Below are 23,263 nucleotides of genomic sequence, written 5' to 3'. Positions count from 1 at the left end.
GTTACATTAATTCTTCCATGTGAGCGGGCAAACTTCGCCCGGCCGCCCGGCGTTCGGCAGCAAAATCTGTCAGCGTTTGAGCGAGCCGGGCGTTGTTGCGCTCATTCAGGCCAATGACCTGCGTAACGTCTTTGTCCGTGAAAAACGCTTTCATAATCAACTGATTCCAGGCGGGTTCGTCGAAGTAGTCGGCAGGGTAAGGGTTGTGAAGCATAATGGCCGACTGCACATCGGCGATGTTGTTGCGAATACCTTCCGTGGCCTGAAACTTCCACGCTTCGGGATAGGCCAGTACCGGCAGGGCTGAATACAGGGCAACCAATTCGTTCAGTTCACCCGCTTTAAAAAGTTCGCTGATGGTTTTGACGTAGGCAGTCTGGTCGTCGGCGGGGAGTTGAAGCAGCCACCACACCCGCGCCAGCCGGTCGAGGGTCCAGTCCTGAACGGTGAAGCCGGGTCGAACCCGTTTCAAGGCAAATTGTATATCCGCCGGAACCACAACGGGCTGCTTCCCGACAAAGCGTGGCAAGGCGGTAAAGACGCGGTAAAATACAGCGACTTGCGGGTTTGCCGAAAAGGCATCAGCCTGTTGGCGCAGGTAGGTTACGGCTTTTTCAGAATTCGATTGCTGCTCGATCAGGTAGAACAGCGTCTGGCTCATTGACAGAATATTCATAGCACAAAAGTAGAGGTTCGGTAGGTTTTGTTGGTGTAAAAATAAAGAGGAGACGTCGGAATTACTGATTCTGAAACTGCACTGCCGGAAGATATACGCTAAAGGTAGCTCCTTCGCCGGGCTGACTCTGGGCCGTAATCACACCCCCATGATTGGCAACTACTTTTTCGCAAATGGCCAGTCCGATTCCTGTGCCCTGAAATTCACTTTTGCCGTGCAGCCGCTGAAACACCTGAAAAATTCGATCCAGGTATTTCTCATTAAACCCAATTCCATTATCTGTCACATCGATGCGGTGATACAGGTTCACGGCGCGGGTAGGTTTCGCAGACGGGGGTAGGTCCGGTGCTTTCACCAGTTTAGCACTTACCTCAACAACCGGCGGCACCGGCACACCGGAGGGGCTCTTCCGGCGAAACTTAAGGGCATTCGACAGTAAATTCTGAAAGAGTTGTATCAGTTGCGAACGGTCGCCCAGTACCGTTGGTAATGGCTGAATATGGATCGTAGCACCGGTTTCCTGAATCATCACGTCCAGATCCATCAGTACCATGTTGAGCGTTTCGGTCAGTGAAATGGCCCCGTTTGCTTCCTGACGGGTAGTGATTCGGGAGAAGCTCAGCAAATCCCGGATGAGCGTCGACATTCGGTTGGCCGCTGTCTGCATTCGTTTCAGATAGTCGATACCATCTCCCAGATTATCAGCGTACTGGCTTTTCAGAAGGTCGCCGAACGACTGTATCTTGCGTAACGGCTCCTGCAAATCGTGCGATGCCACGTAAGCAAACTGCTGAAGGTTGTCGTTGGAACGCTGTAAATCGTGGATCGACGCCTGCAGCTGGGCCGTACGCTGCCGAACCTGTTCGTCCAGGGCAGTTGATAGCTGTCGATACCGGTCTTCACTGGCGGTCAATGCCTTGTTCACCTCAACAAGTTCAGTGATCTCGGTACACACTTCCAGTACACCCGTAATGGTGTTTCCCTCGTAGTAGGGCGTTAGGAGAACGTTGAAATACCCCGTTTCGACCTCGCCATTCCGGGTTACGGGTATGGGAATAGACCAGCTCTGATCGGTAACGCCCGTGTGATACACCCGCAGACATTGATCGATAAACGACTGCCCATTCAGTTCCGGGAGGGCGTCGACGAGAGGTTTTCCCAGTACGTCCTTATCCCGCTGAATCAGCTCCAGCATGCCTTGGTTAATCAGATCAATGACCAGATCAGGGCCTTTCATCAGCAGCATGGCTACCGGAGCCTGCTCAACCAGATTACGCAGACGCGTTTCGGCCTGTCGACGGGTCTGGTTCAGGTTGATCTGCGCCCGAACTTTGGTCAGGAGCTCCAGACTCGAAAACGGTTTCACCAGGTAATCATCTGCCCCGGCCTCCAGACCGTCGATACGAGCCTCTTGGCCAGCTCTGGCCGATAAAAAGATAAGCGGAATGTGGGCCATTACCGGGTTTTGCTTTATCCGGCGCAGTAGTTCTTTCCCATCCATGACCGGCATCATCATATCGCTCAGGATAAGCTGGGGCAGGTCTGTGTTCAACTGCCGGATAGCATCGGCACCATGTACTGCCGTCTGAACGGTGAAATAAGGAGCCAGTAACCGACTCAGATAGGCGCGCATATCGGCATTATCGTCGACCACCAGTATTTTCGTTGTCCGGTCATCCTCACCGGCTTCCAGCGTCATTCCGGCCGTTTCTATGGGCATCATCTCATCCGGAAGCATCGTTCGGGCTTCCTGCAGAAAGGTATCAGCCAACTGGCTCCGCTGACCCCGGTAATTATCTTCAACGATCTGACCTTTAAATAGATGCTCTCTACCCAGCGGTAATTGTACCGTGAATGTACTGCCCTGGCCTTCCACACTGGCTACAGTGATCGTACCGCCGTGCAGATTCACCAGTTCGTGCACCAGAGAAAGGCCGATGCCGCTGCCCTCGTAGGTGCGACCGCCCGCATTGGCAACCCGGTGAAAGCGCTCGAACATGTGAGGCAGTTCTGCGGCAGGGATGCCCACACCCGTATCCGACACGCGCAGGACAGCATTTCCATCTTCGGCGGTTAGTTGTACCCCAATGCTACCCTGCAATGTATATTTGAAGGCATTGGACAGCAGGTTGAGGACAACTTTTTCCCACATTTCTGCATCGGCATAGACGACGGCGGGCAGCGGCTCACAGTCAACGGTCAGGTGCATCCCGGCCCGCTCGATCAGGGAGCGGAAACTGCTGGTCAGGTCAACGGTCAGACCAACCAAATCGACGGGGCGGAAGCTGGCTTTTGTCCGACCGGCTTCTATACGACTGAAATCGAGCAGGTTATTAACCAGTTTCAGCAGACGCAGGGCGTTGCGGTGGGTGGCTTCTATAGGCTGCTTATACGACGATGCCTGGATGGCAGTGTCCTGTAGCAGCCCTTCCAGCGGCCCGAGCATCAGGGTTAGCGGTGTCCGGAATTCGTGACTGATATTGTTGAAGAATGCCGTTTTAGCCTGGTCGATAGCGGCCAGGGCTTCGGCTCGTTTTTGTTCTTCCTGATACGCATGAACATTGGAGAAAGCGGTGCTGATGGTATTGGCCAGGAGCGCGTAAAAGTTGAGATAGTCCTGGTCGAGTGCCCGGCGCGGACTAACGCCAGCCAGCAGAAAACCAACGGGCTGCTCGCGGGTCGACAGCAGAATAGGAAGCCGGACGGCGGTATGCGGAGGTTCCGGATAGGGACCGCCAATAATTGTTCCGACCCCTTCGGCCAGTTGGTCCATGACCAGCGTTTCCGGCAGGTTGGCGAGCCAGCCTGTTTCGGCTATAGTTACCTGGTCGAGACCGGGCGGCATAGGTGAATCGACGTTCAGGCCAGCCGTGCTAACCAGTTTAGCCTGTTTCCCATCGTCCAGAAGGTCGTAAAACAATAAAAAAGGTAAATCCAGGTCAAACCCGCTCTGCGCGTTTACCAGACTTGTATAAATATCCTGACTGGTCTTTGCCTGTCCAACAAGGGCTGCCACATCCCGCAGCACCTGTGTTCGGCGGGCGCTGAGCATTTTGTCGGTCGTTTCGGTGATGGGGTGGAAAATTCCGCCTACCCCACCGGATTCATCCCGAATGGGGGCGAAGGAGAACGTCATGAACGCTTCTTCGAGGTAGCCATACCGATCCAGAAACATCCGCTGATCTTTAATATAGGTACCTTCACCCTGCTGTCCCCGCGTAAAAGCATCCCCAACAACGGGCAGCGCCGTTTCCCAGCAGATCCGGAAATTCTGCCCCATCGATTCCGGGTGTTTGGCTCCGCAGATAGGCCGGTAACTATCGTTATACAGCTGAATGGTTTCGGGTCCCCAGGCAATGAGAATAGGAAATGTTGATGAAAGGCATAAACTAACCGATGTCCGTAAACTTTGCGGCCATGAAGAAATAGGCCCAAGGGGTGTCTTTGCCCAGTCCATAGAGCGGATCAATTGCCCCATCTCTCCACCTCCAGCTAAAAACGGCTCCGACGATTCACGCTCAATCATAGTATTAAGTAAGGCACACATAAAGAAAAGGTAGAACAAAGTGGAGGGGTCTGCTCATCTGGATTGTGTGCCAGAAACATACTCTTCTTGATCCTTGCCCGCTATGGTTACATTTCAGAATTAGAAAAGGTTAGAATAGGTGGGTTAATCTGAATATAATCTCATTATAACCCTGTTAATGACAAGAAAACACTGATTTAACCTTGCTCATCTCATTGGATTTGCCACCGTCCGGACAAGCTCTTTCTTCCTAATTACTATGGCGGCTCCCCAGCATCCGGCCATTCGATTTTGGCAACTTGGATAACGTTGTTTTATTCTATTAATAGCGATACATGGAAAATAATTGAGCAACTAATTTATCAATTAGCTAAACAATACTAAATAATCATTGCTTACATTAATCTCAGAACATTTAAATTGCCTGAATTTTCAAGCAATACATCAATTTAATTTCCCAAAAAGTCCCATCTGTAAACTTATGACATTTTCTCACGTGTCCGTTTAGTGAGGTAAATCGTGTTTGTACAAGTAATGTTCAAACGGATAGTACACAAAACCTGTAATTAGCGTAACGTATGGCTTCAGATAACGAATCGAATACAGACGAGGATCAGACAACACTACAGAATTTTGAGAGCTGGCTGGCCTTATATCGGAGCCGAGTGTACGAAACTTACCTATCCAGAACCAACCCCGCCCCCCAGCTTAATCCCCCTCAGTCGTTATTACAGACTAACCCAAATAAACCAACTATTCTGGTCATTGAGGATAATGCAGATGAATGGTTTCTAATTCGATGGGCCTTACTTCAACAGTTTCCCGTCTCGCAGGTGATCTGGATTGCCGAGCCCCGACGGGTGATACCCTACCTTAATAAATGTGTTCAGCGTGAGATCGACTTGCCCCGACTAATCCTCGTAGACTTGTACTTACCCACCTCGCAGTCCGGCCTGAACATTCTGAAAAAAATTAAACTGCATCCAATGTACGGACAAATTCCTACAGTTATCATTAGCCGCTCCAATAACCCCGACGACGTCAAGAGCGCACTTTCCTACTCCAGCAATTCATATATTGTAAAACCCCTAACCTACAACGAATGGCGGGAATGCTTCTCCACGCTTCGTATGTACTGGACGGAGTAGAACGGGTTACGGTTTTGGCCAGTTGCCCTACATTCGGGCCAGAACAATAAGTACCAGACCTGCCACGTAAGCCGTGCCCATTAGCCAGAGATAGCGGCTGGCTTTGGGAGGTGCATCCTTAAATTCCTGCCAGACAAACACCCCCCAAAGGACAGATACAATCGTGGCCCCCTGGCTAAGACCATACGATACCGCATCGCCCGCCTGCCCGGTGCCCAGCAGCAGCGTGATCATACCCAGCCCCCAGATGACACCCCCGCCCAGGCCAGCCAGGTGTACGCTGACCGGCGTTTGGCGGTATGAAGGCTGGTCCTGTTCTTCGGTTTGCAAAAATCGCCGGACCAGGTACTCCAGAAGTGGATTGCTCAAAGTAACACCCAGCGCAAATAGTAGCAGACTCGTATATGGCGTTAACAACCCTGACTCGGGGCTTTCCAGATCGCTAACCTGCGACTCAGCCGTGATGCGGAAGAAGAACCCCGCCACCAGTCCGCCAGCCAGCGCAATCCAGATGCCCCGATTATTGGACGATGATGCGCCGGTATCATTCTGCCCCTGTTTAGCCCGATATGCCAGCGCACTAAAGACCATGGCGACCAGTATGGCGGCTGCGCCTGCCGCCAGTAACGGAATACTTCCTTTAGGCTCAGCCAGATAGTTGACAACCAAACCAATAGACAAGGATAAGCCCGTACCCACAGGCATGGCAATGGAAATACCGGCGATACCAATGCCTACTGTGAGCAGCATGTTGCCGATGTTAAACACCACACCGGCGGCCAGGGCAATTAATAAACTGCTTACCTGCGCCTGCTGAAGGTCGGCGACCAGGGAGCGGCCCTGTTCGCCAAAGCTGCCCAGCGTAAACCCAATCACCATCGATGCCAGAAGAATACCGTAAACATAGTCCCGGTAGAAGACATACAGGGGAGACGACAGGGTAACGTACTTCTGGGCGTTGGCCCAGGAGCCCCAGCAGAACATGGTGAAGAGACAAAGGCAAATGGCTACCGTTGGGTGGTTAGTGACAAACATAGGCCGTAGACGAAGTGACTGAGCCGTGCCTGATCAGGAGGCCAGCTTCTGCATAGACAAGGTCTGCCGTCACTTTGTTTGAGTTGCCATAACCCAAAATACGCTCCCTCACAAAAGAGCAGCAGACCGTCTTTTACAGGTCCGTTAGTAGCCAAATGCCTCCGTTTATCAACTCAAGCACTCCGTTGTTCAACTGCAACTGGCTTAGGGCGTCATAAACCATCAATTTTGGTTCAACAAAGCAGTCAGCCTAACTATCCACCCAAGTGTCACCTTCCAGCTACATCATGAAAACATTTAACTCTCTGCTTTTTTCACTCTGCCTGTTCGGTTGCGGTCCGTCGGTATACCATGTCACATCACTGCAATCGGGGGAGGTAAAGCTCGTCGGCAACGATTTCGCCTATGAGAATGACGATCTGAAAGTTATTTACAACCTCTGGGGAGAAGGCGGCCGTATGCGATTTTTGCTCTATAACAAAACCAGCTATCCACTCTACCTCGACTGGTCGAATAGCTTCCTCGACCGGGACGGCTTTACCACGTCGTATAGTAACCGGTTGGGCGCCCCAAAAAATCTTCAGCCCGATCCGGTTCAACTCAGGTATCAGAACGCTAGTGTCAGATACTACAAAAAAACGGCTTTCAACACCATCATGGCTGAACTTCCCGCTCATAAATTCGTCGCCATCGACGACTTCTGGATTCACCATATGGTTCAGCACAGCAACAAAGCGGGCAGGCAGTTTACATACTCTGTTGAGAACACCCCCCTTCAGCTCCAACACCGCCTGGCTTACTCGTTAAGCGAGTCACTAACCAATCTCCGGCTTATTGAGCATACCTTTTGGGGAGATACCATAAAGATTCTTAAGAAGGAGCAGCTAATTACCCTATACGGGTCGCTGGAGAATGGCCCTCCCAATGCGCTCTACAGCGTAAAGTACCGGGTGCAACCGAGGAAGAGACGCAGTAATTTCGCCCGTTTTATGAATTTCATGTTTGTTCCCAGATGGCTACAATTTTAGTCCTCCCCACTTAGTTGGCAGGGGTAACTTCGATATTTCCACATCCGTTAACTAACTTCCACACACGAATATCCTCACCACTCAATCAATATGCAGCCCATGCGTTTACATCTCCTGCTTTTTAGCCTGTTTCTGCCCCTGTTCGCCCACGCCCAACTCACGCAAACGCTGCGGGGGCGAGTAGTCGACAATGAATCCAAATACCCACTTGTGGGCGCCACCATTCAGATCGTTGATCAGTCGTTAGGCAATGTCAGCGATACCGCCGGTGCCTACCGCATCGCTAAAGTCCCCGTTGGCCGGCGAACGGTGCGCGTTACGTTGGTAGGGTATAAAGATGTGCTGCTCAACAACATCATTATCGACGCAGGCCGCGAAACCATTCTGGACGTCGAGCTGGAAGAAAGCGTTCAGCAGTTAAGCTCCGTAACGGTCAGGGCGCAGCGCACGGGTGAGGCCCGCAATGACATGGCCGTGGTATCTGCCCGGCAGTTTACCGTCGATGAGGCCGACCGGTACGCCGGAAGCCGGGGGGAACCCGCCCGCATGGCCTCAAACTTTGCCGGGGTGCAGGGAGCCGACGATTCGCGAAACGACATCGTGATCCGGGGAAACTCCCCGCAGGGTGTACTCTGGCGGCTGGAGGGCGTTAGTATTCCCAACCCCAACCACTTCGCTATTGCCGGTACATCGGGCGGGCCGGTAAGCATTATCAACAATCGGTATCTGGCCAACTCCGACTTTTTTACGGGCGCCTTTCCTGCCGAATTTGGCAACACGGTAGCCGGTGTATTTGACCTCAAGCTCCGCAACGGCAACAATGAAAAGCACGAAAAAACGGTGCAGTTTGGCTTTCTGGGTACCGAAGCCATGGTCGAAGGGCCGTTATCCCGCAAACCTGGCTCGTCCATGTCGGGGGCTTCGTACATAGCCTCCTTCCGCTATGCCAATCTGGGGCTTTTCAATAAGATCGGGCTGGACATCGGCACCCAGGCGGTGCCTTCCTATCAGGACGGTTTTTTTCGGCTCAACTTTCCGCTGAGAACCCGCACCGGAGCACCCGCCGGGAGTATTGCCCTCTGGGCGCTGGGCGGTACCAGTACGGTCGATATTCTGGTGAGTCAGCAAAAAGCCGACGACCGGAATATTTTCGGGCAGAACGACCGCGACCAGTACTATACCTCGCGCATGGGCGTGGCCGGGCTGACCTATACTCGCCCGGTTAGTAAACAGACGTTCTGGAAAACCACGTTGGCCGTATCGGGCAACGTGCAGGATGCCAATCATGATTACCTCTTTTTGCGAAAAGATGGCAGCGGCAATCCCATTGTACAGAACAGCCGGTTTGTGGTCGACTCCCTCCGCCCTATTCTGGACTACCGTTTCAGGGAGGTTCGCTACACCCTCTCGTCGTTTGTCAACCACAAGACCGGTGCTCGCAGTACGCTTAAAATTGGCCTGAATACTGATGTTTACAACTTCTCGGCCTTCGATAGTGTACGGACCTTTGAGCCGCCAACCTCCACGCGCTTTACGGGCTGGCAGACGCGCTGGGACGCCAACGAGACCTTTGCCCTGCTGCAACCCTACGCCAGTTACCGCACCCGCCTGACCAGCAACCTTACGCTCACCGCCGGATTGAACGCCCTTTTCCTGACCCTGAACGCCAAAAGTTCATCGCCCGTTGAACCCCGTCTGGGCCTGAGCTATGACCTGCCGAACCGACAGAAACTAAGCATAGCTACTGGCCTGCACAGCCAGATGCAACCGACTTACACCTATTTCTACAAATCCCCGAATCTGGCCTCATCGGCCTACCCGGCCCCGCTGGTAGAAGCTAATCGATCTGTAGGGCTGACTAAAAGCTGGCATTATGTAGCGAGTTATAACCGCCTGCTGGGGCAGAATATGCGGCTGCTGCTCGAAACCTATTACCAGCGGTTGTTCAATGTACCCGTTGAGCGGGCAGAATCGTCGTTCTCCATGCTGAACACCGGCGCGGCTTTCTCCCGCATATTTCCCGGTGCACTGGTTAACACGGGGGTTGGTCGAAACTACGGCGTGGAGCTGACTCTGGAGAAATTCTTCAGCAACTACTACTACTTTCTGGTTACGGGCTCGCTGTTCGATGCCAAATACAAAGGATCGGACAACGTATGGCGAAATACCGACTTCAATGGCCGGTACGCTTACAACGCCCTCTTCGCCAAAGAGATACCCTTCAAGCGATCCAGCCTGAGCGTAGGGGCCAAATTTACGGCCACTGGCGGACGCTGGTACGGTCCCGTTGACGAAGCCGCTTCCCGCCGAAATCAGGAAATTGTCTTTGCCAGTGCCACCCGCAACAGCCTTCAGTTTGCGCCCTACCGCCGATTCGATATCAAGATCGACTACAAGATCAACCGACAGCGGCTCACACATACCATCGCCGTCGATCTCGTGAATGTGCTGGGCATTAAAAATCTGCTGTCCCTCAGCTACGCGCCCCAGCCCGATGGTACCTTTGTGAAGCAGGAATATCAACTCGGTTTTCTGCCCGTATTCTACTACCGCGTAAACTTCTGATTAGTCCGTATGATTTTCGATGCGATTGTTGTTGGATTGGGCGCGATGGGCAGTGCTGCCCTCTACCAGCTTGCCCAACAGACGCCCAATGTGCTCGGGCTCGACCAGTTTGCGCCCCCGCACACGCTGGGTTCTACCCACGGCGACACCCGCATTACCCGGCAGGCCATTGGCGAGGGGACTCATTTTGTACCGCTGGCCCTGCGATCCTACGCCATATGGCGCGAACTCGAACAACGTACCAACGAAGACCTGCTTACCATTACGGGTGGGTTGTTCATCGGGCAGGAGCACTCACCCGTCCAGATGCACAACAAACCCGGCTGGCTCACCACCACCATCCGGGCAGCGGAACAGTTTGGTATTGCCCATCGACTGCTCGACAACACAGCCCTTCGGCAGGAGTTCCCTCAGTTCAGGTACCGGCCCAACGACATTGGTTATTTTGAAGAAGAAGCTGGCTTCCTGAAACCGGAGCGGTGTATTTCGGTTCAACTCCAACAGGCCCGGCAGTACGGAGCGACTGTCCGAACCAACGAACGGATGGTGGCTTTCGACGCCACAAAGGCAGGAATTACCGTTCGAACAGAGACGGGAGTTTACCAGACCCGTAAGCTGATTTTGACCACCGGCTCCTGGATTACCGAATCCCTGCGTCATACGCCTTACCGGGACATGCTTAGTGTATACCGGCAGGTACTTTACTGGTTCGGTATTGAAGGCGATTACCGGCAATATACGCCGGATAAGCTACCGGTATTTATTCTGAGCGAGCGCGACTTATACGGCTTCCCGGCGGTAGGCGGCCCCGATGGCGGATTGAAAATTGCCACTGAAACCTACGCCCAGCCCACAAGTCCGCAGGTTGTAAACCGAACGGTCAGCGAAGCCGAAACACGACGCATGTACGAACAGCACATTGCGCCCAACTTTGTGGGGGTCGGGCCTACCTGTGTCAAATCGGTTGTGTGTCTGTATACCATGACGCCCAACGGTGATTTTATCATCGACCAGCATCCCGACCATCCCGACGTTTTGCTGGCTTCGGCCTGTTCGGGGCACGGTTTTAAACACTCGGCGGCCGTTGGCCAGATTCTGGCCGAATTAGCTTTACAGAACCGGACTGAATTTTCAATTCAGCCTTTTCGACTGCGCCATTTTGGTAATTTAACGTGACAGATGGCCGCATAGCGGACTAATGTTTGTAGGTATGGGGTCATTAGTCATGTTAGTTTAACCAGCTGGATCAGGCAGCCTTAAGCCAGCGAAGCAAGAGTTCCAGTAAGGGTTCGGCCTGAAGCGGCTTGGTTAAAACGCCATTCAGTCCGTAGGCTTGTATATGCTGATCGACATCCAGGTTGGTATCGGCCGTTAGTGCAATGATGGGGACTGTTTCGCCCCGTTCCCGCATGTGCCGGGCCGACTCGTAGCCATCCATAACGGGCATCTGCAAATCCATCAGTACCAGCTTGTGTTTGGCAGGGTTCAGTACATCCAGTGCATCCTGACCGTTGCCGGCGACATCAACGGAGCCCCCCCAACCTTCCAGAAGCCGCCGGGCGAAAAGCACATTAAGTGGGTAATCTTCCACGAGTAGAATACATATACCCGATAATGGCTTTTCTTTAAGTTGGCCTGTCGCCTGTGAATCAGGCTTTAGTGGCTCATTCATGCTGTCTGTCATTAATAAAGCTAACGTTTCGTATCTACTCTTTCTGCCACAGATCAACTCAGCTCTATGCCCTCGGCACTTCCGCTCAGTCGGCTACACTATCTTTTTGCAAATTCGATAGAGCCTTCTGCATCGCTGGCCGTTCGGCTTCGAGCGCTGCCACATACTGCTTCAGTAGCGAACTAATCTGAACGGGGTCATTATTTGCAGCGAGCTGGGCCTCGAGCGCGTCAATCAACTGACCTATCTGCGTTAATCCAAAGGTGCGGATGGGTACTTTCTGGGTGTGGATCAACCGTGCAATCGTGATGTTGTCGTTCTGTGCGACGGCCTGCCTGATCTGATCCAGCTCCTGGCTGGATTGACTTAAAAACAGGTCTAATACTTCTGCTGCGAAAGCCGAATCATTATCTACCGAGATCAATAGCGGTTCGAGGTCGAAACCCGACGCTGGCCCACTCGCTGTTTTATCTGGTTCAGCCGGGGTTGCCTTCAGCGTAGAGGGGGTATACTTCCGCATAATTCGCTGCAATTCATCAATTTGAAACGGTTTAGGAATAAAGTCGTTCATACCCGCCTGCAAACACTGCTCACGTTCACTGGCCAGGGCGTGGGCGGTCATGGCAATAATAGGTACGGAGCTTTGCAGGGTAGTACGAATATAGCGGGTAGTGGCATAGCCATCCATAATAGGCATCTGAATATCCATCAATATCAGATCGAAGCTGGCTACTTTCAGCAGATCGAGTGCCTCCTGCCCGTTCTCAACAATCTGAATGGAATAGCCCAATCGTTTAAGAACCTGCTGAGCCAGCTTCTGGTTGATCAGGTTATCCTCCACCACCAGAATCCGGACATTCTGGGTAGCCGTCAGTTGTGGCTCCACCGATAGGTCAGCCGTTGGTTCCAGCGAGTTAGCGGTTCGCTTGTAAGGAATCTCCAGCGTAAAACAGGAACCCTGACCAAGTGTACTCGAAACGGTGACCCACCCCCCCTGCATCTCCGTGAGGGATTTGACGATACTCAGTCCCAGCCCGGTTCCTCCGTAGTACCGGGTAGTAAAATCATTGGCCTGACGAAATCGCTCAAAAATATGCGGCAACACCTCCGGCGCCATGCCAATACCGGTGTCCTTCACCGAAAAACGTACGCGTATCGAGTCAGCCGTTTCGCCGACGTTGACAATGCGGGCGGTTACACTACCCTGCTGGGTAAACTTGACCGCATTGCTGAGCAGATTCAGCAGGATCTGGGTTAACCGGGTGGGGTCGCCAAGAACAATAGCTGGCAGGGTCGGGTCTGTCTCAACCACGAGTGACAGGTTTTTCTCCATAGCTACCGGCAGAATCATGGTTCGAATCGAATCGGCCAGCGCGCCCAGGCTAAACGGAATGATTTCTAGCGGAAGCATACCGGCTTCAATTTTAGCGATGTCCAGAATATCGTTGACGATGGTGAGCAGGTTTTTGCCCGCCGTGCGAATGTAATGCAGGGATTCTTTCTGCTCCTTATCGAGGGGAGCCGCTTCGAGCATTTCCGAAAAGCCCAGGATGGCGTTTAGGGGTGTGCGAATCTCATGACTCATGTTCGCCAGAAACTGTTTTTCGGTATAGCGCGCTTCGTTGAGTGCATAAGTAAATCGAAAAGCCAACACCAGCGATTGCAGGAAGAAGAAGCCTATATAACCCACAAAAAGTTCTATCTGCAAGGGAGCGGCAAAGCCAAAATACTGAATGAGAATCAGCGTAAAAACGGTAAGCAGCAATCCAGTGCTCATCAACGAGTAAGTTGCCCCGGGCCGCTTTCGGCGAAAAGCTGTCCAGTACACATAGATGGCATAACCGATGTAAGCGACCATTACCCCCAGGAATATATCCATCAGGTAGGTGAACACCATAGAAGGCAGGAACAGAACCGTTCCCAGGAACGCAAAACAAAGCCACGCCATCGCTTTAATAATGCCGGGGTGCGTATCTTGAGGGTATAACGACTGCGTGTACTTCACGAACAACCCGATGGCCAAATACAGCGACCCGTACTCGAAACGGATACTTATGTACCAGGGTATCTGCGGAAACAGCGTGTGAAGAATATAACAATCCGTACCCATCAATCGGTAGCTGTAGGCCAGACAGAACAAGCCATAATAGAGCATGGGGCGATCCATTGAGCTAAATGCAAACAAGCCCAGAAAAAACAGGCCGCTCATGAGGACAAAACCCGTCATAAACACAGCCATAGCCTGCTCTATGGACAGGTCAGAAGCCATTTTGGTTGACTCGCCAAGGGTAATGGCCTTAACAGCACCACCCTTAGAGTGCTGATAATTAGCCAATTGCAGAAGAATAGTAAGCGTATCACCCGAAACAGGCAACGAAATCAGTTGTGTTGACCAGTGCGGTACTGTTGTTGTGGCCAACGCTGTCGGGTTGCCATCATGAGCCAGTTCCTCACCGTTGATAAAAAGCCGGTAAGCGGTATTTTGATCCGGCAATTTTAAGGAAAGCGGGCGGTGGCGGGCGGGTAATAGAACAGTTAGGGTGTAGGTAGCAAAACCCTCCCGCGGAAGTGCCTTCCGTTGCCACGTACTAACAGACCACTGTTGAGGAAAATTGATGTACTCCGCTGTCGATTCGGCCTGTTTTGGGGAACGAAGCTGATGCCAGTACCATTTCCACTGTCCGGTCAATGCAATAGTCTGTCCGGTGAAATCGACTTTTCTCAGATCAAGCGTACCGTGCCGGGCAACGGGCGGCACGCCAGCGTTAACGATAAAAGTGCTCAGAAACAGCACAAAAGAAAAAAACAATAACTGCCTGAAGTTGATTAGATCAATTGGCCATAAACTCCGGGTTGTCGAGTAAGCCATTATAGTTAATAGTTTAAAAAGCCGGCCAATAAGATTCCAAAGAGTACAGCTGAACTGGTGACCGTACTACTACTGGCTATGCGGCATTATAAATTACCTACGCGTAGCTAAATAGGGCTTGTAAATCGCTTTCTAGGACAAGCTTTAAATTAACTATAAAAGTAGCAACTAAAACAGCCTGTCTAATATCCGAACGACATTTTCTTTAACAAATTACGCTTTTTATTAAGAACAAAGCACCAAATACGCATAAATCATACACTTATACTATTAAATCAATACACTTACTCTGTAGATATACTTAATAATTTACGTTTACTTTTTCGATGAATCATTCCGCGGAATAATTCATTCGCATTCATTTCAGCCTTGTTTACAAGAACTTTTAGTACTACCGGTTACTGATCCTAATCACCTGTAGGCACCACAGTTACGAACTCTTCGGGAAATGCACCGGGTACATCCGGACAAAAGCTGCTTACCTACATTTCTGACCGTTTACTCAAAGATTATACTCAAAGGAAATCGCATGAATTATGTTCACTGCTGTAAGCATAATTGTGGATTGAATTAACCAGTTGATTATCATTCTTAACATAATGTAAAGAGATATGATTGCCCACGCCTTAAGCATTGTCATGAATGAGTTGAATAGGCATTTGATGACCTATGATATACCCAATGCCGATGCAAGTTCTAACCGGGCTGTTCTGGGCAATCTGGCAGAAGGCTTTGCATCGGGTAACGCAGCGAATGGAATTCCCCGCAACCGACTTATTCTATCAGTCGTGAATATTCAGGAGGAAAAAACGCTGAAAAACCTCCCGAACTATGTCCGTCACGATGCAAATCTGAGCGTCAGCTATGAAAACCCGCCTGTTTTTCTAAATCTCAAAGTACTCCTTACTGCCACGCATAGCGACTATATGATTGCCTTGCTGATGCTGTCTCGCGGTATTCAGTTTTTTCAGTACCGGCTGGCATTTACGCAGGATTCGGTTGACCCCAACTCCCTGACTCCGCCAACGGCTATTGTTAACGAACTCGATCAACTGGAGTCCTTTAAGATGAATGTCGAACTGTACTCACCCAGCATGGAAGAAGTCAATCACCTGTGGGGAACGTTAGGCGGCAAGCAATACCCGTTTGCGCTTTACATCTTCCGGATGCTCGATCTGAAGTTCAGATCCCGGCAACCCGAGCGGGGCGTCATCACAGAGATAACCAGTAATTTCTACCACAAAAAACCGTCGGTCAACTAACATGGCAGAGGGCACAACGAGCCGGTACAAACGCCTTTTTGAGCTGCGTATTCTCCACCACTACTGGCTGGATAATGGCTCCACTTTGTTTGATGCACTGGATGACGTTGTAAAAAACCGGCGGTTACTGACCTACGATGTGCGTCAGTTCATGAGCCTTACCCCCACCGAAGCGACCCAAAAGGCGCTGAAAAAACTGGGCGGTATCTACCGAACGACAACCCTGGGCTGCGTCGTCGCCGTACCCGATGGGACACAAGTGCACGCCGATACCCGGTTCGACCTGATCCTGACCGTACAAAGTCCGGCCTTCTTCCAGTATACGGCCCAGACGCTGTTCAGGCAAACCATTGGGGAGTACCACAATCGGTCCAATGACAGCTATGACCGGTATAAAACAGGCGTACCCGTTCTGTCGAACCTAACCGGCGTTTCCCGGACGATCAATGGGGTCAAGGCACTGTTTCTATCGAAAGAAATCCCCACCCTGGCGGCCAGCACAACGGCTAAAATAGAATCGCTGGCCCGGTCGGGGGCAAAGCTGGTGCAGCTAACGAGCAGCCAGCCGGATGCCACCACCCAGCAACTGGCGGCCCAGGCCAATACCCAGCCGGTCTATGTGCACCAGGACGATGTGCCGCTCATCGACGCTCCCCCGGCGCTGGATCAGTTCCCCCCAACCGGACTGCGCGGCCTTCAGGTATCCGCCGAAATCCCCGATAACGTATATGCCCTCGTTCGCATCACGGCCGAACGTCCCGGCGATGCTGACTTTAGTTGTGTGGTCAATGGAGTACCCAAAGCGGCTCCACCGATTTTTGAAATTCGGTTCAAAAACCGATCCACGACCTGGCAGTACATCGACAAACGCACGGGGGCTCTGCTCTCAACGGAACCAAACCCGCTCCCGCTGACCCTGTTCAGCGAGAAAAATAACACCAGGCCCAAGCCCTCACCCGATTCAGTACAGCTTACTGTTGACCCCGGCAATGCCGAAAAAATCACGGGTCTATTCTCGCAAATCCTAAAATAACCGTCTCATTCCTAACAAGTAACACACAAGCCATGGCAGCACCGTATAATACGCCGGGGGTATACGTCGAGGAAATCCCCAAGTTTCCGCCTTCAATAGCCGCTGTTGAAACCGCCATACCTGCTTTTATCGGGTACACCGAAAAGGCGGAAGAGAACGGAGAATCGCTGTTCAATAAGCCGAAACGGATCGAATCCATTGCCGAATACGAAGCCATCTTCGGCGGTGGGCCTTCGCAGAATGTGACGGTTACCCTGGATACCAACAACCAGTTTGTAAAGGCAGAAACCAGCGCCAAACTGTATTTGTACGATAGTCTGCGGTTATTTTATGCCAATGGCGGAGGAAAATGCTACATTATCTCGGCGGGAAAATATCCGGCAAACGTAGCCTCCGCCGATCTGGAAGCGGCCCTGCTACTACTGGAGCAGGAAGATGAGCCCACCCTCATTCTGTCGCCGGACTCGGTTTCTGATGCAGCCAACGGCCCCTACGAATTTCAGAAACAGGCACTGGCTCAGTGCAACAAACTGAAGGATCGGTTTACGTTATGCGATCTGACCCGCTCGACGGATACAAATGCCTTTGCCACTACGGTCGAGGATTTTCGGGATAAAATCGGGATCAATTATATGAAATACGGCGCGGCTTATGGCCCCTGGATTCAGGCCAATCTGCCCCGAACACTGCTGCGCCGTAACCTTACCCTGCAACGAGCGGTAACAAATGACCCCATAAAGTTGAGCAGCCTGACAACCAATGCGGATATTCTGAATCTTCTTACGCAGCTAGATACCGTCGAGACGTTTGTGAATGCCCTTCCTCCCATCGAAGTCACTATCACGAGTTCGGCAGATGTATCACTCGAAAGTTTCCAGACCGCCAGGCTGGGCGAATACAAAGCCCTGGCCGACGATGCTCCCAAAGCGGACGTAGAAACTAAACTAGGGGCTATCACGACCATTACCATCAAATTGCTTTCCGTCATCCAGGACCGTTATATGGCAGCCCCTGTACCAGCGGATAGCCTGTTCAAGCTACGAACCGACATTGAAAAATACGTATCTAAGTCGCCCGCCAAGTCCGCGCTGACCCTGGTAGCCAAGCATCATAAACACTTGAGTGCCCTTGTCCCTGCTGCCGATGCCATAAACGTGCTCACAACTGGGGGCGACCTGGACAAAGCCGCCAAGTTGGTAGGCTTTGCCGACGGGGCAGCCCTGTTGGCCGCTGCCAATTCCGCCGATGTGGCGGCTGCTTATGCAGGTGCCGATACCGCTAAAAAAAGAGGGTCCGTCGCCTTAAACCCTGTTTTAGCAGCCGCCAATGAAGCCATTACGTTTTTCCGTTTTCTGGCCACAACGCAGAAAAACTACGAAAAAACCCTCAACGATGCATTGATGGCCTCTTTTGGTACCTACAAGGATCTGGTAACCAAAGCCACCGAAGCTTTCAACCTGCTGCCTCCCTCGGGTGCTGTTGCCGGGGTTTACGCCAGCACCGACCGCGACCGGGGCGTCTGGAAAGCGCCCGCCAATGTGAGCCTGAATGCAGTCATTGGCCCCGGTGTCAAGATTTCGCAGGAACAGCAGGGCGAGTATAACGTGGATGTTAACTCGGGCAAGTCGATCAACATCATCCGCGCCTTTACGGGTAAGGGAACGCTGGTTTGGGGTGCCCGCACACTGGCCGGAAACGACAACGAATGGCGCTACGTACCCGTCCGGCGGTTTTTCAACTTTGTGGAGGAGTCGGTCAAAAAAGCCACCGAACAGTTTGTGTTCGAGCCCAACGACGCCAACACCTGGGTGAAAGTGCAGGCCATGATCGAGAACTTTCTGAACACGCTCTGGCGGCAGGGGGCTTTGCAGGGTATCAAACCCGAACATGCCTTTTACGTGGCGGTGGGCCTGGGCAAGACCATGACCCCGCTCGATATTCTGGAAGGACGCATGATCATTGAGATTGGCATGGCCGCCGTTCGACCCGCCGAGTTCATCATTCTCAAGTTCTCGCACAAAATGGCCGAGTCCTGACGGGTGGCCTTCGTGCCCGCTCCTCATTCAACTTAAACGTTCACTTTTTTACTGGTTAAACCAACATGGCACAGGAATATCCTTTACCCCGTTTTCACTTTCAGGTCGACTGGGGTGGTGCAAAAATCAGTTTCACCGAAATTACAGGCCTCGATATGCAGGTGGAGGTCATCGAATACCGGCACAGCGACAGCAAGGATTTCAACAAGATCAAGATGCCGGGGATGCGCAAATTCAGCAACATCACCATGAAGCGCGGCAAATTCGAAGCCGACTTCGACTACAACAACTGGCTCGACGAAATCGCCAACGAGCGGGTCAATGGTCGGCGCGACGTGGTGATCCGTCTGCTCAACGAGAAGCACATTCCGGTGGCAGCCTGGTCCGCAACCCGTTGTTTTCCCATCAAAGTGACGGCCCCTGATCTCAAATCGGATGCCAACGAAATTGCCGTGGAAACCATCGAGATTGCGCACGAAGGCCTCAAACTAATGAAGATCTAACGCGCCGGCAGTATGGTCGATTACTATCCGCCCTGGGGTTTCTACTACAAAGTGGAATTCAGTTCGGTCAAGAACAAGAACGACATCCGGTTTCAGTCCGTGTCCGGTTTATCGGTCGAATACGACATGGAGGAGTTCAAGGAAGGGGGCGAAAACCGCTTCACCCACAAGCTCCCGGTTCGGACCAAATATGCCGACCTGGTGCTGAAACGCGGTATGCTCACCGATTCGGACGTGACCCAGTGGTTCATGGCCGCTTTCCGCGACCGCGAGTTCACATCGAAGGACATCAGCGTGATTCTGATGAACGAGAAAAGTGAGCCGCTGCGTACCTGGAACATCGTTCACGCCATTCCTAAGAAATGGATCGTGACGGATCTGAACGCCAACGATAACACGCTGGTGGTCGAAACGCTCGAACTGATGTACCAGTATTTCACCGTTAAGTAGCTCCTAAACCGCCCCAACGATGCCTATTGAAATCAGAGAACTCCACATCCGGGTCACGGTCAACGCACCGGCAGCCGAAGGAGGTGCGTCCTCGCCGTCGGCACCCCCGGCGGGCGGGGGTGGCTCTGCGGATAAAGAAGCCCTTGTGGCGGAATGCGTTGAACAGGTCTTACAAATCCTTCGGGAAAAACAGGAACGCTGATGGCTACGGGGAAACTGGAGAAAATGCTCATCCTGGGTTTCAAAGATTCGAAAGAGGCCGAAAACGGCGGCAAAGCCGAAGCGAAGGCTAACGAAGCCTATTTCGAAGCCCTTATCAATCCGGAAACCTATACCCTCGACTACAAGCTCAAGTTTTCGGAGTCGGGGCAGGGACAGGGAACGAGTGGCAAACAGTTGAAATACGAGTACACCGAACCCGAAGAGATCACCTTCGAATTCCTCTTCGACAACACCGGCATTATCGACGGCAAACCCCGGGAGAACATCGCCGACGACATCAAGCGGTTCAAGCAGGTGCTGATCGAATACAAGGGTGATTCGCACGAGCCGCGTCATTTTAAGCTGGTGTGGGGCGAGAACTCCATTTTTAAAGGACGCGTCACGGAGTTGAGCATCACCTACAAGCTGTTCAATCCCGATGGCAGCCCCATCCGGGCGGTGGCCAAAGTGAAGTTCAAGAGCAGCATCGAAGAGCTGAAACGGGCGGCCAAGGAAAACAAAAGCTCCCCCGACCTAACCCACATTCGGCTGGTGAAAGCCGGGGATACGCTGCCGCTGATGTGCCAGCGGATTTACGGCGACACCCGCTATTATTTACAAATAGCGGCCCTCAACGGCCTTACCAATTTCCGGCGGCTGGTTCCGGGTACAGAGCTTGTGTTTCCGCCCATTGACAAAACGACTAACTGAATCGACACGTGGTCAACAACGCATCGGCAATTCCAACCCCGGCAACTCCGGATGTGTGCACGGCAAAAGTGCTGGTCGACGGTACCGAACTACCCGGTACGGTCAACATCAGCTCCATTGTGGTGGTGCGGGATCTGAACCGGATTCCGTGGGCAACACTGCACATTCAGGATGGCGAGGCTGCGACGGGGAAGTTTGCGGTGGGGAATGAAGCGTATTTTGTTCCGGGGAAAAAAATCGAGATCAAGCTCGGCTACCGCTCGCAGGAATCGACGGTCTTCAAAGGAATCGTTATTAAATACAGCATCAAGATTCGGAAAAGCGGCAGTTTCCTGCTGGTCGAATGCCGGCACGAAGCCGTGAAAATGACGTCGGGCCTGAAAAACCGCTATTACGAAGACAAGAAAGACAGCGACATTCTGGAAGAGATCATCGGGCGCTACGGACTCGCCAAAGACGTAACGGCTACCCGGCCCACCCTGCGCGAAGTGGTGCAGTACGAGGCCACCGACTGGGACTTTGCCCTCTGCCGGGCCGAAGCCAACGGGCTGCTGGTGATGGTGGAAGACGACAAGCTGAAGATCACCAAACCCGATATGGGCCAGAGCGCCATCCTGAACGTGGCTTTTGGCTCCACCATTCTCGAACTGGATGCCGAAATCGACGCTCGATTGCAAAGTCCCGGCATCAAAGCGCATAGCTGGAACGCCACCGATCAGGAAGTTATCGAAGCCGAAGCCCCCGAACCCACTACCACCAATACCGGTAACCTCAGCCCGGCAACCCTGTCGGATACGCTGGGTGGTGGAGCGCACGAACTTCGGCATGGGGGCAAACTCTCGACGGCCGAGCTACAGGCCTGGGCCGATGGCCGACTCCTCCGGGAGCGGCTGGCTAAAGTGCGGGGCCGCGCCCGGTTTCAGGGATCGGCGGATGTGCTGCCGGGGAAAGTCATCGAGCTCGGCGGCATCGGCGACCGGCTCCAGGGCAAGGTGCTGGTGGCCGGGGTACGGCATCAGTTTGCGGGCGGCAACTGGGAAACCGACGTACAGTTTGGCCTAAGTCCAGAACCCTTTGTCCAGACCTACAACCTGCGCCCACTGCCCGCTGCGGGGCTATTACCCGCCGTGAGTGGCCTGCAGATAGGGATCGTTACAAAGCTGGAAGGCGACCCCGACGGCGAAGACCGGATCAAAGTGCGGCTACCGCTCATCAGCACGCAGGAAGAGGGCAGTTGGGCACGCATAGCCACCCTCGATGCGGGCAAAGAGCGCGGCACCTACTTCCGCCCTGAAATTGGCGACGAGGTAATCATCGGGTTTCTACACGACGACCCCCGCCATCCGGTGGTGCTGGGCATGTGTCACAGCAGCAGCAAACCGGCTCCCAAACCCCCTTCCGACGATAACCACGAGAAAGGGTACGTATCGCGGGAAAAGATGAAGATGACCTTCGATGATGACAAGAAGATTATGGCTTTTGAAACACCGGGCGGCAATAAGATCATCCTCTCGGAAGACGACAAGGGCATCACCTTCAGCGATCAGAACGGCAACAAGATCATCATGAACGACAAGGGTATTTCCATCGAAAGCGTGAAAGACATGACCATGAAAGTGACCAAAGACATCACCGTCGAAGGGCTGAACATCGATATCAAAGCCCAGTCGGCCTTGAAAGCGCAGGGTACCGGCAGTGCCGAACTGTCGTCCGGAGCCAGCACCACCGTAAAAGGGGGCGGCACCACCGTCATTCAGGGGGGCGTCGTGCAGATTAATTAACCAATAACCAAGCCATGCTTCCAGCCGCACGAGTTAGTGACCTTATTGTCAGTTCGGCCACGGTTGGCGTACCGACGCCCATCATTCCGCCGGGCACCCCGAACGTATTCATCGGGAAGCTACCGGCCGCCCGCATGGGTGACTCCTGCGGGGTAGATGCGATCATCAAAGGGTCGGCAACGGTGTTCATTGGCGGGTTGCCAGCCGCCCGCATCAGTGATCCCACCGCTGCCGGTGGCGCCATCATGCCGCCTGGTTGCCCAACAGTTCTTATTGGCGGGTAACGTAATAACCTTATCCACTACCAAACGGTAAAGCGTATGAATCTGACATTTCTTGGGCGCGGCTGGTCATTTCCACCCACCTTCAATCTGGCAATCAATGGCGTAGAAATGCGAGAGCAGGAAGACGACATTGCGTCGAGCCTGGAAATCCTGCTGACCACCATGCCGGGTGAGCGGGTGATGCTGCCCGACTTCGGCTGCAACATGCAGGAACTGATTTTTGAGAATCTGGATACAACAACAAAGACCCTGCTGGCCGATAAAATAGAGTCGGCCATCCTGTATTACGAGCCGCGTATCGACCTGGAAAACGTGACGCTGAACACCGCCCGCGAGCTGGAAGGGGTAGTGCTGATCGAGATCACCTACCGGGTACGGACTACCAACTCCCGCTTCAACTTTGTATTCCCCTTCTACAAACAGGAAGGCACCGACATTAACCTGACCACAACGCTTAACGTGTTGCCAGACAGCAACTAAGCC

The 23,263-nt window shown here is 52.7% G+C and carries 19 protein-coding genes; 14 read left to right on the top strand and 5 right to left on the bottom strand.

Features of this window, described 5'->3' with window-relative positions; genetic code table 11:
• Position 1: 1 nt before the first annotated feature.
• Together ACYVJM_RS15315 and ACYVJM_RS15310 are read right to left on the bottom strand one after the other, a co-directional pair.
• Positions 2 to 676 (bottom strand): EboA domain-containing protein, encoded by a 675-nt coding sequence (locus tag ACYVJM_RS15315; RefSeq protein WP_461149105.1) that lies wholly within the window; start codon positions 674 to 676, stop codon positions 2 to 4.
• Positions 677 to 737: 61 nt separating this feature from the next.
• On the bottom strand, positions 738 to 4,202 hold the full coding sequence (locus ACYVJM_RS15310) for an ATP-binding response regulator (RefSeq protein ID WP_461149104.1): 3,465 nt from the start codon (positions 4,200 to 4,202) through the stop codon (positions 738 to 740).
• A 578-nt stretch (positions 4,203 to 4,780) separates the two neighbouring features.
• Between ACYVJM_RS15310 and ACYVJM_RS15305 the strand changes: the two genes are divergently transcribed.
• Complete coding sequence (locus ACYVJM_RS15305; RefSeq protein WP_461149103.1) at positions 4,781 to 5,350, top strand: response regulator; 570 nt, start codon at positions 4,781 to 4,783, stop codon at positions 5,348 to 5,350.
• Positions 5,351 to 5,377: 27 nt separating this feature from the next.
• Here the strand turns inward: ACYVJM_RS15305 and ACYVJM_RS15300 are convergent, their stop codons facing one another.
• Positions 5,378 to 6,385, bottom strand: a complete 1,008-nt coding sequence (locus tag ACYVJM_RS15300) for a GRP family sugar transporter (RefSeq protein WP_461149102.1) — start codon at positions 6,383 to 6,385, stop codon at positions 5,378 to 5,380.
• Between the two features lie 287 nt (positions 6,386 to 6,672).
• Between ACYVJM_RS15300 and ACYVJM_RS15295 the strand changes: the two genes are divergently transcribed.
• From ACYVJM_RS15295 to solA, 3 genes are all read left to right on the top strand, one after another.
• Complete coding sequence (locus ACYVJM_RS15295) at positions 6,673 to 7,413, top strand: hypothetical protein (protein WP_461149101.1); 741 nt, start codon at positions 6,673 to 6,675, stop codon at positions 7,411 to 7,413.
• 99 nt (positions 7,414 to 7,512) lie between these two features.
• Positions 7,513 to 9,978 (top strand): carboxypeptidase-like regulatory domain-containing protein, encoded by a 2,466-nt coding sequence (locus tag ACYVJM_RS15290; RefSeq protein WP_461149100.1) that lies wholly within the window; start codon positions 7,513 to 7,515, stop codon positions 9,976 to 9,978.
• Positions 9,979 to 9,987: 9 nt separating this feature from the next.
• Complete coding sequence (gene solA, locus ACYVJM_RS15285) at positions 9,988 to 11,154, top strand: N-methyl-L-tryptophan oxidase (protein ID WP_461149099.1); 1,167 nt, start codon at positions 9,988 to 9,990, stop codon at positions 11,152 to 11,154.
• A 70-nt stretch (positions 11,155 to 11,224) separates the two neighbouring features.
• Here the strand turns inward: solA and ACYVJM_RS15280 are convergent, their stop codons facing one another.
• Together ACYVJM_RS15280 and ACYVJM_RS15275 are read right to left on the bottom strand one after the other, a co-directional pair.
• Positions 11,225 to 11,650 carry a response regulator gene (locus ACYVJM_RS15280; RefSeq protein ID WP_461149098.1) on the bottom strand — a complete coding sequence of 142 codons (426 nt, stop codon included), beginning with the start codon at positions 11,648 to 11,650 and terminating at the stop codon, positions 11,225 to 11,227.
• Between the two features lie 85 nt (positions 11,651 to 11,735).
• Positions 11,736 to 14,519: a response regulator gene (locus tag ACYVJM_RS15275; protein ID WP_461149097.1), complete on the bottom strand. Its 2,784-nt coding sequence runs from the start codon at positions 14,517 to 14,519 to the stop codon at positions 11,736 to 11,738.
• 611 nt (positions 14,520 to 15,130) lie between these two features.
• On the opposite strand from ACYVJM_RS15275, the gene ACYVJM_RS15270 reads away from it, so the two are divergent.
• From ACYVJM_RS15270 to ACYVJM_RS15225, 10 genes are all read left to right on the top strand, one after another.
• Positions 15,131 to 15,781: a Pvc16 family protein gene (locus ACYVJM_RS15270; RefSeq protein WP_461149096.1), complete on the top strand. Its 651-nt coding sequence runs from the start codon at positions 15,131 to 15,133 to the stop codon at positions 15,779 to 15,781.
• Position 15,782: 1 nt separating this feature from the next.
• Positions 15,783 to 16,814, top strand: a complete 1,032-nt coding sequence (locus ACYVJM_RS15265) for a hypothetical protein (protein ID WP_461149095.1) — start codon at positions 15,783 to 15,785, stop codon at positions 16,812 to 16,814.
• Positions 16,815 to 16,846: 32 nt separating this feature from the next.
• A complete protein-coding gene (locus ACYVJM_RS15260) occupies positions 16,847 to 18,850 on the top strand; it encodes a phage tail sheath family protein (protein ID WP_461149094.1) in 2,004 nt (667 codons plus the stop codon).
• A 65-nt stretch (positions 18,851 to 18,915) separates the two neighbouring features.
• Positions 18,916 to 19,353, top strand: coding sequence for a phage tail protein (locus tag ACYVJM_RS15255; RefSeq protein WP_461149093.1), 438 nt, complete (start codon positions 18,916 to 18,918; stop codon positions 19,351 to 19,353).
• A gap of 12 nt (positions 19,354 to 19,365) precedes the next feature.
• Positions 19,366 to 19,803 (top strand): phage tail protein, encoded by a 438-nt coding sequence (locus ACYVJM_RS15250; RefSeq protein ID WP_461149092.1) that lies wholly within the window; start codon positions 19,366 to 19,368, stop codon positions 19,801 to 19,803.
• A 19-nt stretch (positions 19,804 to 19,822) separates the two neighbouring features.
• Positions 19,823 to 20,005 carry a DUF5908 family protein gene (locus ACYVJM_RS15245; protein WP_461149091.1) on the top strand — a complete coding sequence of 61 codons (183 nt, stop codon included), beginning with the start codon at positions 19,823 to 19,825 and terminating at the stop codon, positions 20,003 to 20,005.
• Complete coding sequence (locus ACYVJM_RS15240; protein ID WP_461149090.1) at positions 20,005 to 20,715, top strand: CIS tube protein; 711 nt, start codon at positions 20,005 to 20,007, stop codon at positions 20,713 to 20,715. Before ACYVJM_RS15245 ends, ACYVJM_RS15240 begins: the two co-directional genes overlap by 1 nt.
• A gap of 8 nt (positions 20,716 to 20,723) precedes the next feature.
• Positions 20,724 to 22,496, top strand: a complete 1,773-nt coding sequence (vgrG, locus tag ACYVJM_RS15235) for a type VI secretion system tip protein VgrG (protein ID WP_461149089.1) — start codon at positions 20,724 to 20,726, stop codon at positions 22,494 to 22,496.
• Positions 22,497 to 22,510: 14 nt separating this feature from the next.
• Complete coding sequence (locus ACYVJM_RS15230) at positions 22,511 to 22,780, top strand: PAAR domain-containing protein (protein WP_461149088.1); 270 nt, start codon at positions 22,511 to 22,513, stop codon at positions 22,778 to 22,780.
• A gap of 36 nt (positions 22,781 to 22,816) precedes the next feature.
• Entirely contained in the window at positions 22,817 to 23,260 is a 444-nt protein-coding gene (locus ACYVJM_RS15225; RefSeq protein WP_461149087.1) for a GPW/gp25 family protein, read from the top strand.
• Positions 23,261 to 23,263: the final 3 nt, after the last annotated feature.

It is taken from the genome of Spirosoma pulveris (assembly GCF_054781875.1).
Note: the sequence above shows the minus strand (reverse complement) of the source record. Positions and strands in the feature narration are given on the sequence as shown.